General features: G+C 59.1%; 15 protein-coding genes. 9 read left to right on the top strand and 6 right to left on the bottom strand.

What is annotated here, in order from left to right; translation table 11 throughout:
• Positions 1–35: 35 nt before the first annotated feature.
• Positions 36–929, bottom strand: coding sequence for a DMT family transporter (locus NTD89_RS14895; RefSeq protein WP_164487959.1), 894 nt, complete (start codon positions 927–929; stop codon positions 36–38).
• Between the two features lie 160 nt (positions 930–1089).
• On the opposite strand from NTD89_RS14895, the gene NTD89_RS14890 reads away from it, so the two are divergent.
• Positions 1090–2514: a PLP-dependent aminotransferase family protein gene (locus tag NTD89_RS14890; protein ID WP_106576709.1), complete on the top strand. Its 1425-nt coding sequence runs from the start codon at positions 1090–1092 to the stop codon at positions 2512–2514.
• Between the two features lie 127 nt (positions 2515–2641).
• Here the strand turns inward: NTD89_RS14890 and NTD89_RS14885 are convergent, their stop codons facing one another.
• Complete coding sequence (locus tag NTD89_RS14885; RefSeq protein ID WP_058412273.1) at positions 2642–3460, bottom strand: pyruvate, water dikinase regulatory protein; 819 nt, start codon at positions 3458–3460, stop codon at positions 2642–2644.
• A 178-nt stretch (positions 3461–3638) separates the two neighbouring features.
• Between NTD89_RS14885 and ppsA the strand changes: the two genes are divergently transcribed.
• The 8 genes from ppsA (at position 3639) to NTD89_RS14845 (ending at position 11781) form a co-directional block, all read left to right on the top strand.
• Positions 3639–6014, top strand: a complete 2376-nt coding sequence (gene ppsA / locus NTD89_RS14880; RefSeq protein ID WP_262208405.1) for a phosphoenolpyruvate synthase — start codon at positions 3639–3641, stop codon at positions 6012–6014.
• A 106-nt stretch (positions 6015–6120) separates the two neighbouring features.
• On the top strand, positions 6121–7110 hold the full coding sequence (locus tag NTD89_RS14875; protein ID WP_262208404.1) for a lysophospholipase: 990 nt from the start codon (positions 6121–6123) through the stop codon (positions 7108–7110).
• 230 nt (positions 7111–7340) lie between these two features.
• On the top strand, positions 7341–7832 hold the full coding sequence (gene rraA, locus NTD89_RS14870) for a ribonuclease E activity regulator RraA (protein ID WP_262208402.1): 492 nt from the start codon (positions 7341–7343) through the stop codon (positions 7830–7832).
• Positions 7833–7857: 25 nt separating this feature from the next.
• Entirely contained in the window at positions 7858–8853 is a 996-nt protein-coding gene (locus NTD89_RS14865) for a zinc transporter ZntB (RefSeq protein ID WP_145159135.1), read from the top strand.
• 86 nt (positions 8854–8939) lie between these two features.
• Positions 8940–9185 carry a hypothetical protein gene (locus NTD89_RS14860; protein WP_005790375.1) on the top strand — a complete coding sequence of 82 codons (246 nt, stop codon included), beginning with the start codon at positions 8940–8942 and terminating at the stop codon, positions 9183–9185.
• Between the two features lie 2 nt (positions 9186–9187).
• Positions 9188–10012, top strand: a complete 825-nt coding sequence (locus NTD89_RS14855) for a mechanosensitive ion channel family protein (protein ID WP_003193288.1) — start codon at positions 9188–9190, stop codon at positions 10010–10012.
• Between the two features lie 87 nt (positions 10013–10099).
• Entirely contained in the window at positions 10100–10690 is a 591-nt protein-coding gene (gene sigX, locus NTD89_RS14850) for an RNA polymerase sigma factor SigX (RefSeq protein WP_046382425.1), read from the top strand.
• A 107-nt stretch (positions 10691–10797) separates the two neighbouring features.
• Entirely contained in the window at positions 10798–11781 is a 984-nt protein-coding gene (locus tag NTD89_RS14845; RefSeq protein WP_262208399.1) for an OmpA family protein, read from the top strand.
• Between the two features lie 60 nt (positions 11782–11841).
• Here the strand turns inward: NTD89_RS14845 and cobA are convergent, their stop codons facing one another.
• The 4 genes from cobA to nirB are packed head-to-tail and all read right to left on the bottom strand — an operon-like array spanning position 11842 to position 18071.
• Entirely contained in the window at positions 11842–12585 is a 744-nt protein-coding gene (gene cobA, locus NTD89_RS14840) for a uroporphyrinogen-III C-methyltransferase (protein ID WP_262208398.1), read from the bottom strand.
• 10 nt (positions 12586–12595) lie between these two features.
• Positions 12596–15304, bottom strand: coding sequence for a nitrate reductase (locus NTD89_RS14835; protein WP_262208396.1), 2709 nt, complete (start codon positions 15302–15304; stop codon positions 12596–12598).
• Complete coding sequence (gene nirD, locus NTD89_RS14830; RefSeq protein ID WP_262208395.1) at positions 15304–15621, bottom strand: nitrite reductase small subunit NirD; 318 nt, start codon at positions 15619–15621, stop codon at positions 15304–15306. Before nirD ends, NTD89_RS14835 begins: the two co-directional genes overlap by 1 nt.
• Entirely contained in the window at positions 15618–18071 is a 2454-nt protein-coding gene (nirB, locus tag NTD89_RS14825; protein ID WP_262208394.1) for a nitrite reductase large subunit NirB, read from the bottom strand. The genes nirD and nirB overlap by 4 nt, the downstream gene beginning before the upstream one ends.
• Positions 18072–18130: the final 59 nt, after the last annotated feature.

Below are 18130 nucleotides of genomic sequence, written 5' to 3'. Positions count from 1 at the left end.
TCTCTCGCGTTGCTGATAGGGGTGGGTCAGGAGGCTCAATTTTTCTTGGCCAGGAGTTTTTCGACAGGCAGCTTGGTGATCGCGAAACCAGCCAGCAGGATGGCGGAGTACAGCATCAGGTCGCGGGAAATTTCCACGCCTTCGTACCAGGCGCCGATGATCACCGCGAATACCGGGAAGATGATGAATACGAACGACAGAATGATCGGACTCAAGCGCTTGAGCAGCATGAAATACACGATAAACCCGCCCACCGACGCCACCAGCCCCAGGTAGAACAGCGCGCTCCAGGAACGCAGCGTGATGGTTTCGAAGGTGGGTGTTTCAAACCACAGGCCGGCCACAAACAGCATCAACCCGGCAATGCCGATGGGCAGCGTGTTGTAGGTGATCACGCTGATGGCGCTGCCTTTTTGCTTGGTGATGACGTAGCACAAGGCATGCATGATCGCGGCGGTCAGAATCGCCAGCACCCCGAAGAATTCGGCGTGGTCCAGGTGCAGGCCCTGGCTCTTGATGATCATGTAGAGGCTGCCGAAACCGATGCCGATGCCGACCACCTGGGAAAAATAGATGCGTTCGCGCAGAAACAGCGCGGAGAAAATCAGGATAAACACCGGCATGCAGCTGAACAGCAGCGCGGTGAGACCGGAAGAGACATGCATCTCGCCGTAGTTGAGCAGGTAATAGGGAACGCTGAAGTAGGACAGTGTCACGAATACGAAGAACCAGCGGCTTTCGCGTGGGAACAGGATGGGCTCGCGGCGCACCAGAGCGAAACACAGGAACAGCGGGAAGGCGATCAGGAAGCGCAGGCCCGCCGATGTCAGCGGTGGCACGCTCTCGACAGCGATCTTGATCCCCAGCCACGTAGTGCCCCAACTCAGGCACACGATAAGAAACATCACGCTGGTTACCAGGCCGGCCAACCACTGTTTCTGAGTTTTTGTTTTTGTTGTGTTTTCAAGAACGGCGGACATTGGCATCGTTTATTGCTTCCCTGAGCCGGAATTGAACTCTATATTGACTGTGTATTAAGTTGTTTCATTCGGTGATTGAACCCGTAAAAGCACACTATTAGGGCGAATGATGGCTGTCAAAACAAATATTGACATGGTGTCAATTATGCGTGAGGGGTTGTCCAGCGGTCAGGGCGTGAAGTACAAGCGCCTGTCCGATGTGATGGAACGGGGCATCCTTGAAGGCTTGATTGAACCCGGACGAAAACTGCCGCCCCATCGGGTGCTTTCCGACAATCTGGGTGTAACCATCGGCACTATCAGCCGAGCCTACGGCGAACTGGAACGCCTCGGGTTGGTGGTGGCGCGGGTGGGTGACGGCACTTTCGTGCGCAAGCGTGGGATGGAGCGCCAGCGTGATGAAGGTTTTCGCAACGTCAGCGAGGAGCCGCGCCATTACTTCGACATGAGCCGTAACATGCATATTCCTGGTCAGGAGACGGTATTTCTGGCCCAGAGCTTCCAAACCTTGTCGACCAACGCCAAGTTCCTCCAGGACATCAGCGCCTACACCCCGGATGCCGGTTTGCCGCGCTACCGTGAGGCCGGGGCGCAGTGGCTGGTGCAGCGTGATTTTCACCCGATTCCCGAGCAGGTCATCTGCGTCAATGGCGGCCAGCATGGCCTGCTGTGCGCGATGATGGCATTGCTGCGGGCGGGCGATACGGTGGTCACCGAACAGCTGACCTATCCCGGGCTGATCACGGCCGCGCGCATGCTCGGCGTGCGCCTGATCGGCCTGGAGATGGACGAAGAAGGCGTGTTGCCGGGCGCGCTGGATGAAGTCTGTCGTAATCACCGGGTTTCGGCGTTGTACTGCACGCCCACCATCCAGAACCCGACCACAGCGGTGTTGTCGGTCGCGCGCCGGGAAGCGTTGGTCAAGGTGTGTCGCGAGCACAATCTGCTGATTCTTGAAGACGAAGCCCACGGCGTATTGGTAGAAGATCGGCCGCCGCCCCTCAGCCATTTCGCGCCTGAACGTACGATTTTGATCAGTAGCCTGAGCAAAGCGGTGTCCGCGGGGTTGCGGGTGGGCTACGTGCATGCGCCACCGGCGCTGGTCAGTCGTATTTCGGCGGCCTTGCGCTCGACCTGCTGGATGGCCACGCCAGTGACTCTGGAACTGGCGACCCAGTGGATCGAAAACGGCACGGCGGAATACCTGCTACGTCAGCAGATCAACGAGATCAGCCGCCGCAAAGCCCTGGTGCGCGACCTGCTGACCGGCCTGGAGTACCGCACCCACCTCAACAGCCCGCATTTTTGGATTGAAGTGCCGGAGCCCTGGCGCGCGTCGGAAATCGAGGCGGAACTCAAGCAGAATAATTACCTGATCGCCACGGCCGAAGCCTTTGCCGTAGGGCAAACGGCGGTGCCGCAGTTTATTCGGGCGAGTATTTGTAATACGTCGGGTGACGATCAATTGTTGCGGGCTGGGTTCGATGCGCTGGCGACGGCGTTGGGGCAGGGTGGCGGCAGGTTTCACCTGTAGGCAGGTTTACCGCGTTATCGTTCATCGCAGGCCAGCCCGCTCCCACATTTGAATGCATTCCAGTGTTGGAACTCGGTCAAATGTGGGCGCGGGCTTGCCCGCGAAGGCGTCAGTTCAGACAGTGCAGTTATTTGAACCTGCGCTCTACACCTTTCTCCACCAGAATCTTCGCCGATATCTCTTCCACCGAAAAATGCGTGGAATTGATGTGCGCAATATTCTCGCGACGGAACAGATTTTCCACCTCGCGCACTTCGAACTCGCACTGTGCGTAGCTGGAGTAGCGGCTATTGGGCTTGCGTTCGTTACGAATCGCCGTGAGGCGGTCCGGGTCAATGGTCAGGCCGAACAGCTTGTGCTGGTGCGCGCGCAGGGCGGCCGGCAACGTCAGGTGTTCCATGTCGTCTTCGGTCAGCGGGTAATTGGCGGCGCGGATACCGAACTGCATGGCCATGTACAGGCACGTTGGGGTTTTGCCGCAGCGGGACACGCCCACCAGGATCAAATCGGCCTTGTCATAGTAATGAGTGCGGGCGCCGTCATCGTTGTCGAGGGCAAAGTTGACCGCCTCGATACGCTCCATATAGTTGGAGTTGTGGCCAATGGAATGGGACTTTCCTACTGAGTAGGAGGAGTGTTCACTCAACTCCTGTTCCAGTGGCGCCAGGAACGTGGAGAAGATGTCGATCATGAAACCATTGGAGGTGGCGAGGATCTCACGGATGTCTTGATTGACGATGGTGTCGAAAATGATCGGCCGAAAACCGTCTTTTTCAGCCGCCAGATTGATTTGTTGTACCATGGCTCGCGCTTTATCCACGCTGTCGATATAGGGCCGCGTGAATTTGGCGAAGGTAATGTTTTCGAACTGCGCGAGCAGGCTCTGACCCAATGTTTCGGCTGTGATGCCGGTGCCGTCGGAGATAAAGAAAGCAGATCGTTTCATTTGAGCCCTGGGCCTTAAGCTGATGGCGAATCTTGGATATGATAGGCGCGATTTTGCCGTCCCGCAGTGGGCCGCATTCTCACTTATTTTCCAGGTCCAGGCCACAAGCGCTGGCGTTTGCTCCTACTGAGCCGCTGGCGTCCTGAGCTTTTCCAACACAGAAAGTGGAGAGATCACCTTGGTAGAGTACGTAGTTTCCCTCGATAAGCTCGGCGTCCATGATGTAGAGCATGTGGGGGGCAAGAACGCATCCCTCGGCGAGATGATCAGTAATCTTGCAGGCGCTGGTGTCTCGGTGCCCGGTGGTTTCGCCACCACGGCCCAGGCTTACCGCGACTTCCTCGAGCTGAGCGGCCTCAACGCCCAGATCCACGCCGCGCTGGACGCCCTGGACGTCGATGACGTCAACGCCCTGGCCAAGACCGGTGCCCAGATCCGTCAATGGATCATGGACGCCGAGTTCCCCGAGAAGCTCAACGAAGAAATCCGCACCGCCTTCGCTACATTGTCGGCCGGCAACTCGGACATGGCCGTCGCCGTGCGCTCCTCGGCCACCGCCGAAGACTTGCCGGACGCCTCCTTTGCCGGTCAGCAGGAAACCTTCCTGAATATCCGCGGCGTCGAAAACGTCATCCGCGCCGCCAAGGAAGTGTTCGCCTCGCTGTTCAACGACCGCGCCATTTCCTACCGCGTACACCAAGGTTTCGACCACAAGCTGGTGGCTTTGTCTGCCGGCGTGCAGCGCATGGTGCGTTCGGAAACCGGCACCGCCGGCGTGATGTTCACCCTGGACACCGAATCCGGTTTCCGTGACGTGGTGTTCATCACCGGCGCCTACGGCCTGGGCGAAACCGTCGTGCAGGGCGCGGTCAACCCGGACGAATTTTACGTCCACAAACACACGCTTGAGGCCGGTCGCCCGGCGATCCTGCGCCGCAACCTGGGTAGCAAGGCCATCAAGATGATCTACGGCGACGAGGCCAAGGCCGGTCGCTCGGTAAAAACCGTTGAAGTCGACAAGGCCGAGCGCGCGCGTTTCTGCCTGACCGACGCTGAGGTCAGCGAGTTGGCCAAGCAAGCGATGATCATCGAAAAGCACTACAAGTGCCCGATGGACATCGAGTGGGCCAAGGACGGTGATGACGGCAAGCTGTACATCGTGCAGGCGCGTCCTGAAACCGTGAAAAGCCGCACTTCCGCCAACGTCATGGAACGCTACCTGCTGAAAGAAACCGGCACCGTGCTGGTGGAAGGCCGTGCCATCGGCCAGCGCATCGGCGCCGGCAAGGTGCGGATCATCAAGGACGTGTCCGAGATGGACAAAGTCCAGCCGGGGGACGTGCTGGTGTCCGACATGACCGACCCGGACTGGGAGCCGGTGATGAAACGCGCCAGCGCCATCGTCACCAACCGGGGCGGGCGTACTTGCCACGCGGCGATCATTGCGCGTGAGCTGGGCATTCCTGCGGTGGTGGGCTGCGGCAACGCGACCCAACTATTGAAAGACGGCCAAGGCGTGACGGTATCCTGCGCTGAAGGCGACACCGGTTTCATCTTTGAAGGTGAGCTGGGCTTCGACATCAAGCAAAACTCCATCGATGCCATGCCGGACCTGCCGTTCAAGATCATGATGAACGTCGGCAACCCGGACCGCGCTTTTGATTTCGCGCAGTTGCCGAACGCCGGTGTGGGCTTGGCCCGCCTGGAATTCATCATCAACCGCATGATCGGTGTGCACCCCAAGGCCCTGCTGAACTACGACGGCCTGCCGCTGGACATCAAGGAAAGTGTCGACAAGCGCATCGCTGGCTACAACGACCCGGTGGGTTTCTACGTCGAGAAGCTGGTGGAAGGCATCAGCACCCTGGCGGCGGCGTTCTACCCGAAAAAGGTCATCGTGCGCCTGTCGGACTTCAAGTCCAACGAATACGCCAACCTGATCGGCGGCAAGCTCTACGAGCCGGAAGAAGAAAACCCGATGCTGGGCTTCCGTGGCGCCTCGCGTTACATCAGCGAGGCCTTCCGCGACTGCTTCGAGCTTGAGTGCCGTGCTCTCAAGCGCGTGCGCAATGAGATGGGCCTGACCAACGTCGAGATCATGGTGCCGTTCGTGCGTACCTTGGGCGAGGCGAGCCAAGTGGTCGACCTGCTCGCAGAAAACGGCCTGAGCCGTGGTGAAAACGGCCTGCGCGTCATCATGATGTGCGAGCTGCCGTCCAACGCCATTTTGGCCGAAGAGTTCCTGGAGTTCTTCGACGGTTTCTCCATTGGTTCCAACGACCTGACTCAGCTGACCCTGGGCCTGGACCGTGACTCGGGGATCATTGCCCACCTGTTCGATGAGCGTAACCCTGCGGTCAAAAAGCTGCTGGCCAACGCCATCCAGGCCTGTAATAAGGCCGGCAAGTACATCGGCATCTGCGGCCAGGGCCCTTCCGACCACCCGGACCTGGCCAAATGGCTGATGGAACAGGGTATCGAGAGCGTCTCGCTGAACCCTGACTCCGTGTTGGAAACCTGGTTCTTCCTCGCGGAAGGCCAAGCGTCCGCCTAAGGTCGTGACTTAAAAAGTGCCGGTCATTCCTCAAGGGTGACCGGCATTCTTATCTGTGCAGGGCGGAACTCCTTCCGGACGCCGCCCTTTTTTGTGCAAGAGCATTATGCAAAGCAGCAGCAACCTGTTTCCCGTCGCCCTGATCAGTGCTGAACGTCGCGGCGACCTGAGTGAAGATGTGTATCGCCTCAAACCCGGCAATAGCCCCGACGGCACCGTCGAGCTGGCCGTGACGCGTTTGGGCCTGGCCGATGTCCCGGAAAACCGGGGCACGCCGGTCATTTTGTTGCACGGTAGTTTTTCCAACCGACGTTTCTGGTACTCGCCCAAAGGCATCGGTTTGGGCGCTTATCTGGCGCGCCAGGGCTTTGATGTGTGGATCGCGGAAATGCGCGGGCATGGCTTGTCCAAGCGCAACCAGGACTACGCGAAGAATCGCGTCGCCGACTACGCGCGTTACGATTTGCCGGCCATCGGCGCGTTTGTGCGTGAGCAAAGTGCACAAATCCCGCACTGGATCGGGCATTCCCTGGGCGGCACCGCACTGGCTGCGGCCCTCGGCGGGCAGCACCTGGGGGCGCCAGTGGTGGCCTCGGTGGCGTTGTTTGGTTGCCAGGTGAGCCGTACCCACTGGCCGTTGAAAATTCCACCGGTGGAGTGGACCGCTCGTTTGCTCCTGAAACGCTTTGGCGAGGTGTCCGGCGCGCGGCTCAAGCGTGGTCCGGAGGATGAACCTGCGGGCGTGATGATCGAAGCCATGCGCTGGAACGGCCTGTTCGGTCGCTTTGGCGATGGCAAACAGGATTGGTGGAAGGGCCTCGCCGAAGTCGATGTGCCGTTGTTGGCGGTGAGTGCCGCCGGTGACCAGCAGGACCCGGATTGGGCGTGCCGCAAGTTGTTCGAGCAAGTCGGCTCCGAGCACCGCCAATACCTGTGTCTGGGGCGCCAGCAGGGCTTCAGCGGGGATTTCGGGCATGTCGAGATGCTGGTCAGCAAAGCTGCTCAAGCCGAGGTATGGCCAATGGTGGCGCGGTGGTTGAACGATCCACTGACACCCTTGGCCGGGGCGTACCCGCAGGTACTGGCAGCTGTTTGATCAAGCGCTCTGCCAAGGGCGTTTCACTCGTGTGTGGTTGCGGCTAAGATATGACGCGTTAAACGCTTCTGGTCATATTCAGTCGCGCAGTCGCTATTGCGTTGCGGCGAAGCGAGTCCGATCATGGCCGCCGCCAACCGGTGAACCGTTAAAGATTGCCTGTTGCGACGCGTTTTTCTGATGTACACCGTGGGATGTTCGACCTCTTCTTTGATGACAGGAGTTTCTCGATGAACCATTACGTGACGCCCGATCTGTGCGACGCCTACCCGGAGCTGGTGCAGGTGGTTGAGCCGATGTTCAGTAATTTCGGTGGCCGGGATTCCTTTGGCGGCGAGATCGTCACCATCAAATGCTTCGAGGACAACTCTCTGGTCAAGGAACAGGCCGATCAGCCGGGCGCCGGCAAGGTGCTGGTGGTCGACGGTGGTGGCTCCCTGCGTCGCGCGTTGCTCGGCGACATGATTGCCGAGAAGGCCGCGAAGAACGGGTGGGAAGGGCTGGTGATCTACGGCTGCATCCGGGATGTCGATGTCATTGCCCAAACCGATTTGGGCGTACAGGCGCTGGCCACTCACCCGATGAAGACCGACAAGCGCGGCATTGGCGACCTGAACGTGGTGGTGACCTTCGCCGGCGTGACGTTCCGCCCCGGTGAATACATCTATGCGGACAATAATGGCGTGATCGTCGCGCCCAGCCCGCTGAAAATGCCTGAATAAACTGCTGTTGCCGATAGGGGTGAGGATGTTCGAGGAAGAAAACGCGCAATGGGGGCTGGTGCATGCCCTGGTGCTGGACGGTAAAGGCGGTGCGCGTTCGATTGCCCGGACTGAGCTCGACGACTTGCAACTGCAGCCTCAGGAAAGCCTGTGGCTGCATTGGGATCGCAGCCATCCGCAGACCCAGACCTGGCTGCGTAAATCCAGCGGCTTGAGCGAGTTCGCCTGCGACTTGCTGCTGGAGGAAAACACCCGTCCGCGCCTGTTGCCACTGCCCGAAGCGCAATTGCTGCTGTTTCTGCGCGGGGTCAACCTGAACCCGGGCGCCGAGCCGGAAGACATGGTGTCGGTGCGGATCTTCGCAGCGGCCGATCGCGTGATTTCCTTGCGCCTGCGTCCGCTGCGCGCAACCGATGAGTTGCTGGTGCAACTGGCGGAGGGCAAAGGGCCGAAAACCGCTTCGGAACTCATCCTTTATATGGCGCAGTACCTGACCAACAAAGTGCAGGATCTGGTTACCGATCTGTCTGAAGTCGTCGATATCGAAGAAGAAAAATTGGATGCCGACGAACGGTATACTCCGGAACATGGCAGCGTCCTGCAGATCCGTCGACGCGCGGCGGGGCTCAAGCGTTTCCTCGCCCCTCAGCGAGATATTTTTGCCCAGCTGACGCGAACCAAATTGCCGTGGTTTTGTGATGACGATGCTGACTACTGGAACGAATTACACAACAGCCTGACGCGTTACCTGGAAGAGCTCGAATTGGCTCGAGAGCGCGTGGGGCTTGTGCTTGAGACCGAAGACCGGCGATTGAGCCTGCGGATGAATCGCACCATGTACCGCTTCGGTATCATCACCGGGATTTTTTTGCCGATGAGTTTTCTCACCGGTTTGCTGGGGATAAATGTGGGCGGGATTCCGTTCTCCGCCAGCCCCTACGGATTCATGATTGCGTGCCTGATGATGGTGGTCGTCGCCTTGGGACAATGGTGGCTATTTCGACGATTGCGCTGGGTTTGACCTGAATATGACCTGAACGTAGTAGGGGGTACATGTGACCCCAGGAATTTAACCCTCGTCTTTTAAATCACTTGCGAGAGGTCTTTATGCACGATCCGTTCGAACAGTCATTGCGTGACATGCTTAATGCTTCGCCGTCCAACCGTGACGACGACGCCTGCCTGGGTCGCGTGTTGAAAACCGCCAACCGTCAGGTAGGTGCGGGAGATCTGTTCGGGCTGCTCGGTCGTTGGCTGCCGGCGCTGATGATGGCTCTGAACAATGGTTCGGCCCATGTGTCGCCGGTTTCCCGTCGTAAACCTCTTGCTCGCACTGCTGATAAGGCTGATTGAATATGGAACTTGATCTCTGGACCCAGAGCCTGGTCACTGCGATGACTGCATTGTGGACCAAGGTGGCGAATTTCATTCCCAACCTGTTTGGTGCTCTGGTTTTGGTCTTGCTGGGCTTTGTTGTGGCCAAGCTGCTCGACACCCTGCTGTCCAAATTGCTCGCCAAACTGGGCCTGGACCGCTTGATGGCAGGCACGGGCCTGACCAAGCTGTTGGGTCGTGCCGGGCTGCAAGTGCCGATCTCGACCCTCATCGGGAAGATCGTTTACTGGTTCGTTTTACTTATTTTTCTGGTTTCTGCAGCTCAATCCCTTGGACTTGAGCGAGTTTCAGCTACGCTCGACATGCTGGCGCTGTATTTGCCGAAGGTTTTCGGTGGCGCGCTGGTGCTGCTCGTAGGCGTTTTACTGGCGCAACTGGCCAATGGGCTGGTGCGCGGAGCCGCTGAAGGTGTGGGGCTGGACTATGCTGCGGGCCTGGGGCGGATCGCTCAGGGGCTGGTGATCATCATCAGTATTTCCGTCGCGATCAGCCAGCTCGAGGTCAAAACTGACCTGCTTAACCATGTGATTGTGATTGTTTTGATTACCGTTGGTCTGGCCGTTGCGCTGGCCATGGGGTTGGGAAGCCGGGAAATTGCCGGTCAGATTCTTGCAGGAATCTATGTGCGTGAGCTGTATCAGGTTGGGCAACAGGTGCGTGTGGGCGAGGTCGAAGGGCAAATCGAGGAGATCGGCACAGTCAAGACGACGGTGCTGACCGATGACGGTGAGCTGGTATCGCTGTCCAATCGGATTCTCCTGGAGCAGCAGGTCAGTAGCCGCTAATCCGGCAAACCCTGCTAATGTACGCCGCCGCAAACCCGGGTGACCGGGCTGTAGCGGACATTGACCTGACTGTCGGCACGACTTGTTTTGAATAAAGCCCAAACGCTGTCTACGCGCTATGACCCCCGTGAGCTCTCTGATGAGGAGTTGGTCGCGCGCTCGCACACGGAGCTGTTTCACGTAACACGCGCGTACGAAGAATTGATGCGCAGATATCAACGCACTCTGTTCAACGTTTGTTCAAGGTATTTAGGGAACGATAGAGATGCGGACGATGTCTGTCAGGAAGTGATGCTCAAGGTGCTGTATGGCCTGAAGAACTTCGAGGGCAAATCGAAGTTCAAGACATGGCTCTACAGCATCACGTATAACGAGTGCATCACGCAGTATCGTAAGGAGCGGCGAAAGCGTCGGTTGATGGACGCTTTGAGTCTCGACCCCCTTGAGGAAGCGTCTGAAGAAAAGACGCCGGCACCCGAGGAAAAGGGCGGACTCGATCGCTGGTTGGTGCATGTGAACCCAATTGACCGCGAAATTTTGGTGCTACGATTTGTCGCAGAGCTGGAGTTTCAGGAAATTGCTGACATCATGCACATGGGTTTGAGTGCTACAAAAATGCGTTACAAGCGTGCTCTTGATAAATTACGTGAGAAATTTGCGGGCGAGACTGAAACTTAGTGCGTGGCAAATATCTCTTACGTGTAGGCAAGTTCTGTTAGACTTGTCGCCGAGTTGTCCCCCGGTTTGTGGGACTGCTTTACAATCACCAGATGGGGATTTAACGGATGAAACTGAAAAACACCTTGGGCTTTGCCATTGGTTCTCTTATTGCTGCCACTTCTTTCGGCGCTCTGGCACAAGGCCAAGGCGCAGTTGAAGGCCAGCTGTTCTACAAGAAGCAGTACAACGATAGCGTTAAGCACATCGAAGACGGCTTCAACCCTGGCGCAAGCATCGGTTACTTCTTGACCGACGACGTGTCGATCAACCTGAACTACGACACTACCAACCACACCCGTTCGAACGACGGTACTGGTAGCCAGAAGATCAAAGGTGACACTGGCAGCGTGACTGCTCAGTACCACTTCGGTCAGGCCGGTGTTGACTCCCTGCGTCCATACGTTGAAGGTGGTTTCGGTCACCAGAGCCGTACCAACGTTGAAGCTGACGGCCACAAAGGTCGCGACCAGTCCACTCTGGCTATCGCTGGCGCTGGCGTGAAGTACTACTTCACCAACAACCTGTTCGCACGTGCCGGTGTTGAGTCTGACTACAACCTGGACAACGGCAAGTGGGACTACTCCGCACTGGTTGGCCTGGGCGTAAACTTCGGCGGTAACGCCGGCGCAGTAGCTCCAGCTCCTACCCCAGCACCAGCTCCAGAGCCAACTCCAGAGCCAGAAGCTCCAGTTGCTCAGGTTGTTCGTGTTGAGCTGGACGTGAAGTTCGACTTCGACAAGTCGGTTGTTAAGCCTAACAGCTACGGCGACGTGAAAAACCTCGCTGACTTCATGAAACAGTACCCACAAACCACCACCGTTGTTGAAGGTCACACTGACTCCGTCGGTCCTGACGCTTACAACCAGAAGCTGTCCCAGCGTCGTGCTGACGCGGTCAAGCAAGTTCTGGTCAAAGACGGTATTGCTCCTAACCGTGTAAGCTCGGTTGGTTATGGCAAATCCCGCCCAGTTGCTGACAACGCAACTGAAGCTGGCCGTGCTATCAACCGTCGCGTAGAAGCCTCGGTAGAAGCTCAAGCTGCTCAGTAATTACTGAGTGGTAAAAAAAAGCCCGGCTTAGGCCGGGCTTTTTTTCGCCTGGCGTTTGCCTCAGGCGCTGGCGGATACGGTCACGCATGCCGCCTGTGCAGCCGCGGCGACACTGCCGATCACCAGAATTGCCGGGCTTTTCAAGGCGAACGCCTGCGCATCCTTGTGCATCTGACCCAACGTGCTACGGCATTCTCGCTGTTGAGGCAGCGATGCGTTTTCGATCATCGCCACCGGCATATCCTCTGCCATGGTGCTCTCCAGCAACTGCTGACGGATCTCCTCCAGCTTCGCCACGCCCATGTACACCACCAACGTCGTCCCGCTTTCGGCCAGTGCACGCCAGTTCAGGCTGCTGTTGTCCTGGGTATGTGCCGTAACGAGCGTTACACCGCGACTGACCCCACGCAACGTCAGCGGGATATCGCAGTTTGTTGCACCGGCCAGGCCCGCCGTGATCCCGTTGATCAACTCCACGTCCACACCACGTTCGCGCAGCCACATCGCTTCTTCGCCGCCACGCCCGAAAATGCACGGGTCACCACCCTTTAATCGCACCACGCATTTGCCTTGCCGGGCATAACGCAGCATCAGGCGATGGATAAAATCCTGTGGCGTCGAACGGCAGCCACCGCGTTTGCCTACGCTGATAATCCGCGCGTCAAGGCAGTGTTCCAGCACAGCCGGGTTGACCAGGTCATCAATCAATACCACGTCGGCCTCATGGAGGGCCCGCACCGCCTTCAGGGTCAGCAGTTCAGGATCACCGGGCCCCGCGCCCACCAGCCAGATTTTTGCGCTCATGGTTTTTCCCTCACACACTGATTGCGATTGGCTGCGGGTTGCTGGCCAAAAGACGTTTAATTTCCGGTACGCACGAGCCGCATTGCGTGCCGCAGCCCAGCGCCTGTTTGAGCCCGTTAAGGTCCAGGCCGCGAGTGATGCCTGCGCACACGGCGTTTTCGCTGACGTTCTTGCAGTTGCACACAATCTTGCCGCTGGCTGCCGCACCGCCCGGCGGCGCACTGAGCGGTGCCAGCAGCCAGCGGCGCAGTTGATCGTCAGTGCGGCCTTCCAGCCAGAGGCTTTGCAACCAATGCCGAGCCAGGGTTTCACCGGCCAGGCGCAACGCGGTAATCCGGCCTTTTTCGATTTTTACGCGTTTACCGATCGAGCGACGCGGGTCGTCGTACGCCATCACAGCGCCGTCGTTGAGCCCCAGCAGTGCGTCGATACGGGTCAGCAGTTGCAGGTCGGGCGCCTCGGTATGTGCCGCGCGCACCACCAGTGCCGGCCGTTCGCGCCCGGCCAGGCTCAGGCTCACGTAGGCAAAGCCCTCGCACAGTGGGCGTAGTGCCTCGACGTGTTGCTGCACATCGCCTTCGATCAACGCAAACAGCTGCCACGGCAGTTGCACAGCCTCCAGGCGCACACCGCTGTGTTTGAGTTCCGGCTGTTTCGACAAAGGATCGAAGGCTGGCTGGGTCAGCGTATTCACGCCACCCTTGAGAAAACGGTCACCCCAATGCATCGGCAGGAACGCTTGGCCGGGGCGCACGCTGTCATCACTGTTGATGGCAATAATCACGCTGCCGCGGCGGCTTTTGAGGTTGACCAGGTCTCCGTCCTTGAAGCGATGGCGGCGCAACTCATCCGGGTGCACGCTCAGCAGTGCTTCGTTCACATGACCAAACAACTGGGCTGCAGTGCCTGTGCGACTCATGCCGTGCCATTGATCACGCAGGCGGCCGGTGATCAGCGTCAGCGGGAAGCGTGCGTCGCGCTGCTCTTTGGCGGCGCGGTAGGGGTCGGCAACAAAGTGCGCGCGGCCGCTCTCGGTCGGGAATACGCCGTCGGCGTACAGGCGCGCAGTTCCAGATTGCGCGCCCGCGGGAAACGGCCATTGCTGCGGACCCATCTGATCGAGCAGGGCATGGCTGATGCCCGACAGGTCAAGGTCACGGTTGCGGGTCAGCAGTTTGTACTCATCAAAGAGCTGCGAGGGGTGTTCAAAGGCGAAAAGCCTCGGTTTTCCGGGACAAAGACGTCGCTCCAGGCGCTGGGCAAAATCCACAGTGATTGCCCAATCCGGGCGCGCCTCCCCAGGTGGGGCGATGGCCCGTCGCACGTGGGAAATGCGCCGTTCAGAGTTGGTCACCGTGCCTTCTTTCTCGCCCCAACTGGCCGCTGGCAACAGCAAGTCAGCGAAACGGGCCGTCTCGGTTGTACGAAAAGCCTCCTGTAGCACCACGAAAGGGCACGCCTCCAAGGCCATGCGCACGGTGTTCTGGTCGGGCAAGGATTGGGCAGGGTTGGTGCAGGCGATCCACAAGGCCTTGATCTTGCCGGCCTGTACCTGTTCAAACAGTTCGATGGCGGTCAGCCCGGTGCTGGCTGGCAGTTGTTCAACACCCCAATACGCGGCCACTTCGGCCCGATGTTCCGGGTTGGCCGCCTCGCGATGGCCGGGCAGCAAATTCGACAAACTGCCGGTCTCGCGTCCACCCATCGCATTCGGCTGGCCAGTCAGGGAAAACGGCCCACAGCCCGCTCGGCCAATCGTGCCCGTGGCCAAGTGCAAGTTGATCAGCGCGCTGTTTTTGGCGCTGCCGGCGGTGGATTGGTTGAGCCCCATGCACCACAGCGACAGAAAACTGCTGGAGGTACCGACCCATTCGGCGCACAGGCGCAGCTGCTCGACGCTGATCCCGCACAGCTGCGTGACCATTTGCGGCGTGTAGTCATGCACCAGCCGTTTCAGCTCGGCCAGCCCATCGGTATGTGCCTGGATAAAGTCTCGGTCGACCCAGTCTTCCCACAGCAACAGATGCAAAATCCCATGGAACAACGCCACATCCGTCCCAGGCAGGATGGCCAGGTGCAGGTCAGCCAAATCGCAGGTGTCCGTGCGGCGTGGGTCGATCACCAACACTTTCATTTGCGGGCGCCGCGCTTTGGCTTCCTCTAGGCGTCGGAACAATACCGGGTGGGCGTAGGCCATGTTGCTGCCGACGATCATTACGCAGTCGCTGCACTCCAGGTCTTCATAACTGCACGGCGGCGCATCGGCGCCCAGGCTGCGCTTGTAGCCCACCACTGCCGAGGACATGCACAGCCGCGAGTTGCTGTCGATGTTGTTGGTGCCGACCAGCGCGCGAGCGAGCTTGTTGAAGCTGTAGTAGTCCTCGGTCAGCAATTGCCCGGAAATGTAGAACGCCACGCTGTCCGGCCCGTGTTCGCTGATGGTCTCGGCGAACACGTTGGCCGCGTGCTCCAGTGCGGTTTCCCAGTCGGTGCGTGCCCGCGCCAGGCCTTTGCCCAGACGCAGCTCCGGGTACAAGGCGCGGGCCGCCAGGTCGCCGGTCAGGTGCAGACTGGAGCCTTTGCTGCACAACTTGCCGAAGTTCGCCGGGTGGTTCGGGTCGCCTTGTACACCGAGGATCTGCGCGCCATCGTGCTCGATCAGCACGCCGCAACCCACCCCGCAGTAACAGCAGGTGGACGCGGTGACCTGGCGGTTCATCAACCCGCGTCCCGCAGGGCCAGCATGACCCGGCCATTTTCCACGCGGGCGTGGTGATGGTGTGCGCAGCCGATGTCCGGTGCCTGGGCTTCGCCGGATGCCAGATCAATTTGCCAGTTGTGCAGCGGGCAGGCTACGCGCTTGCCGTAGATCAGGCCTTGGGACAACGGGCCGCCCTTGTGCGGGCAGCGGTCATCGAGGGCGAACACTTCGTCATCACTGGTACGAAAAATCGCGATATCACCTTTGGGCCAATTGATGATGCGCGAGCCCAGGGCGTTGATTTCATCGAGTGCGCATATATCCAGCCAGTTCATACCGGCACCTCCAGCTGTTTGACGGGGATGACCTCGAATTCCTTTTTCAGCAGCGGCTGCTCCAGGCGTTCTTTCCAAGGGTCTTGTTCGAACGACAGCGAAAACTGCAGACGCTCGTTGAGAGCTTGGCGGCGAGCCGGGTCTTCCAGTACGGCCTTCTTGATGTGCTCCATGCCCACGCGTTGCAGGTAGTGCACGGTGCGCTCGAGGTAGAAGGCTTCCTCGCGGTAAAGCTGCAGGAAAGCGCCGTTGTATTCACGGACTTCGTCGGCGGTTTTCAGCTTGACGAAGAACTCCGCGACTTCGGTTTTGATCCCGCCGTTGCCGCCGATGTACATCTCCCAGCCGGAATCCACGCCGATGATGCCCACGTCCTTGATGCCGGCTTCCGAGCAATTGCGTGGGCAACCGGACACTGCCAGCTTGACCTTGTGCGGCGACCACATGTTGAACAGGTCATGCTCCAGCTCTATGCCCAACTGCGTCGAGTTCTGTGTGCCAAAACGGCAGAACTCACTGCCGACGCAAGTCTTCACGGTGCGGATGGATTTGCCATAGGCGTGACCGGAAGGCATGTCGAGGTCCTTCCAAACCCCTGGCAGGTCCTGTTTCTTGATACCCAGCAGGTCGATGCGTTGACCGCCGGTGACCTTGACCATCGGCACGTTGTACTTGTCGGCCACGTCGGCAATACGCCGCAGCTCTGACGGATTGGTCACACCGCCCCACATCCGCGGGACTACGGAGTAGGTGCCGTCTTTCTGAATGTTGGCGTGGGCGCGTTCGTTGATCAGGCGCGATTGCGGGTCATCCTTGGCTTCGCCCGGCCAAGTGGAGATCAGGTAATAGTTGAGCGCCGGGCGGCAGGTGGCGCAGCCGTTGGGTGTGCGCCAGTTCAGGTAGCTCGTGGTGCCGGCGATGGTCAGCAAGTGCTGATCGCGGATGGCCTGGCGAATTTGCCCGTGGTTGAGGTCGCTGCAACCGCAGATCGCCTTTTCGCTCTTCGGTTTGACGTCCGCGGCACCGCCCACGGTGTTGATCAGGATCTGTTCCACCAGCCCGGCGCAGGAGCCACAGGAGCTGGCGGCCTTGGTGTGCTTCTTGACCTCGTCAACGCTGAACAGCCCGTGCGCCTGGATCGCCTTGACGATGGTGCCCTTGCATACGCCGTTGCAACCGCAGACTTCGGCGTTGTCGGCCATGCTCATGGCCTTGTCCTGGCCTTGATGGCCGACATCGCCTAAAGCGTTTTCGCCGAACATCAAGTGATCGCGGATCTCGCCTATCGCATGGTTCTCACGGATCTGACGGAAATACCAACCGCCGTCCGCGGTATCGCCGTACAGGCAGGCGCCGACCAGGATGTCGTCCTTGATCACCAATTTTTTGTACACGCCGCCAATCGGGTCGCTGAGGGTGATGGTTTCGGTGCCTTCGCCGCCCATAAAGTCGCCGGCGGAGAACAGGTCGATACCGGTGACCTTCAATTTGGTTGAGGTGACCGAGCCCTTGTAGGTGGCAAAGCCCAGCTGCGCCAGGTGATTGGCGCAGACTTTGGCTTGCTCGAACAGTGGCGCAACCAGGCCATAGGCGATGCCACGATGGCTGGCGCATTCGCCGATGGCATAAATGCGTGGGTCGTAGGTCTGCAAGGTGTCGTTGACCAGAATCCCGCGGTTGCACGGGATGCCGGATTTTTCTGCGAGTTCGGTGTTGGGGCGGATGCCGGCAGCCATCACCACCAGGTCGGCGGGGATGACGTCGCCGTTCTTGAATTGCACCGAGCCGACACGGCCGTTACCGGCATCGTGCAGCGCCTGGGTCTGTTCTTGTAGACGGAACACCAGGCCACGGCTTTCCAGTTCGGTTTGCAGCAGTTGGCCGCTGGTCTTGTCCAGCTGCCGCTCCAACAGCCACTCGCCGATATGCACCACGGTCACGTGCATGCCGCGCAGCATCAGGCCGTTGGCGGCCTCCAGGCCGAGCAAGCCACCGCCGATCACCACAGCGTGCTTGTGGGTTTTGGCGGTGTCGATCATGGCCTGAGTGTCGGCGATGTCGCGGTAGCCGATCACGCCTTGCAAGGTATTGCCTGGGATCGGCAGGATAAATGGCGTCGAACCGGTGGCGATCAGCAGGCGATCGTACTCGGCTGCGGTGCCGTCTTCGGCGATGACCAGGCGTTTGACACGGTCGATCTGCACCACTTTGCGGTTGAGCAACAGCTTGATGTGATTATCTAGGTACCAGTCGAGATCGTTGAGCACGATCTCTTCGAACGTTTGCTCGCCGGCCAGCACCGGCGACAGCAGAATGCGGTTGTAGTTGGTGTGGGGCTCGGCGCCGAACACGGTGATGTCGTACAGGTCGCTGCTCAGCTTGAGCAATTCTTCAAGGGTGCGAACCCCGGCCATGCCGTTGCCTATCATCACCAGTTTGAGTTTTTTCATGTCGTTCTCCGCAATGGCTCGACCAATTACGCGCAAACAAAAAAAGGCGTCCCCGCTAG

Source organism: Pseudomonas sp. 14P_5.3_Bac1 (assembly GCF_025466135.1).
In the GTDB taxonomy this organism is placed as follows: Bacteria; Pseudomonadota; Gammaproteobacteria; order Pseudomonadales; family Pseudomonadaceae; genus Aquipseudomonas.
This window is presented reverse-complemented; position numbering and strand designations above follow the sequence as displayed.

Bases quoted from the DNA above. Each gene is read 5' to 3' on its own strand.
- nirB (WP_262208394.1), bottom strand. From the start codon at position 18,071: ATGAAAAAACTCAAACTGGTGATGATAGGCAACGGCATGGCCGGGGTT.
- NTD89_RS14890 (WP_106576709.1), top strand. From the start codon at position 1,090: ATGGCTGTCAAAACAAATATTGACATGGTGTCAATTATGCGTGAGGGG.
- NTD89_RS14875 (WP_262208404.1), top strand. From the start codon at position 6,121: ATGCAAAGCAGCAGCAACCTGTTTCCCGTCGCCCTGATCAGTGCTGAA.
- NTD89_RS14845 (WP_262208399.1), top strand. From the start codon at position 10,798: ATGAAACTGAAAAACACCTTGGGCTTTGCCATTGGTTCTCTTATTGCT.
- NTD89_RS14855 (WP_003193288.1), top strand. From the start codon at position 9,188: ATGGAACTTGATCTCTGGACCCAGAGCCTGGTCACTGCGATGACTGCA.
- NTD89_RS14835 (WP_262208396.1), bottom strand. From the start codon at position 15,304: ATGAACCGCCAGGTCACCGCGTCCACCTGCTGTTACTGCGGGGTGGGT.
- nirD (WP_262208395.1), bottom strand. From the start codon at position 15,621: ATGAACTGGCTGGATATATGCGCACTCGATGAAATCAACGCCCTGGGC.
- NTD89_RS14865 (WP_145159135.1), top strand. From the start codon at position 7,858: ATGTTCGAGGAAGAAAACGCGCAATGGGGGCTGGTGCATGCCCTGGTG.
- NTD89_RS14885 (WP_058412273.1), bottom strand. From the start codon at position 3,460: ATGAAACGATCTGCTTTCTTTATCTCCGACGGCACCGGCATCACAGCC.
- cobA (WP_262208398.1), bottom strand. From the start codon at position 12,585: ATGAGCGCAAAAATCTGGCTGGTGGGCGCGGGGCCCGGTGATCCTGAA.
- NTD89_RS14860 (WP_005790375.1), top strand. From the start codon at position 8,940: ATGCACGATCCGTTCGAACAGTCATTGCGTGACATGCTTAATGCTTCG.
- rraA (WP_262208402.1), top strand. From the start codon at position 7,341: ATGAACCATTACGTGACGCCCGATCTGTGCGACGCCTACCCGGAGCTG.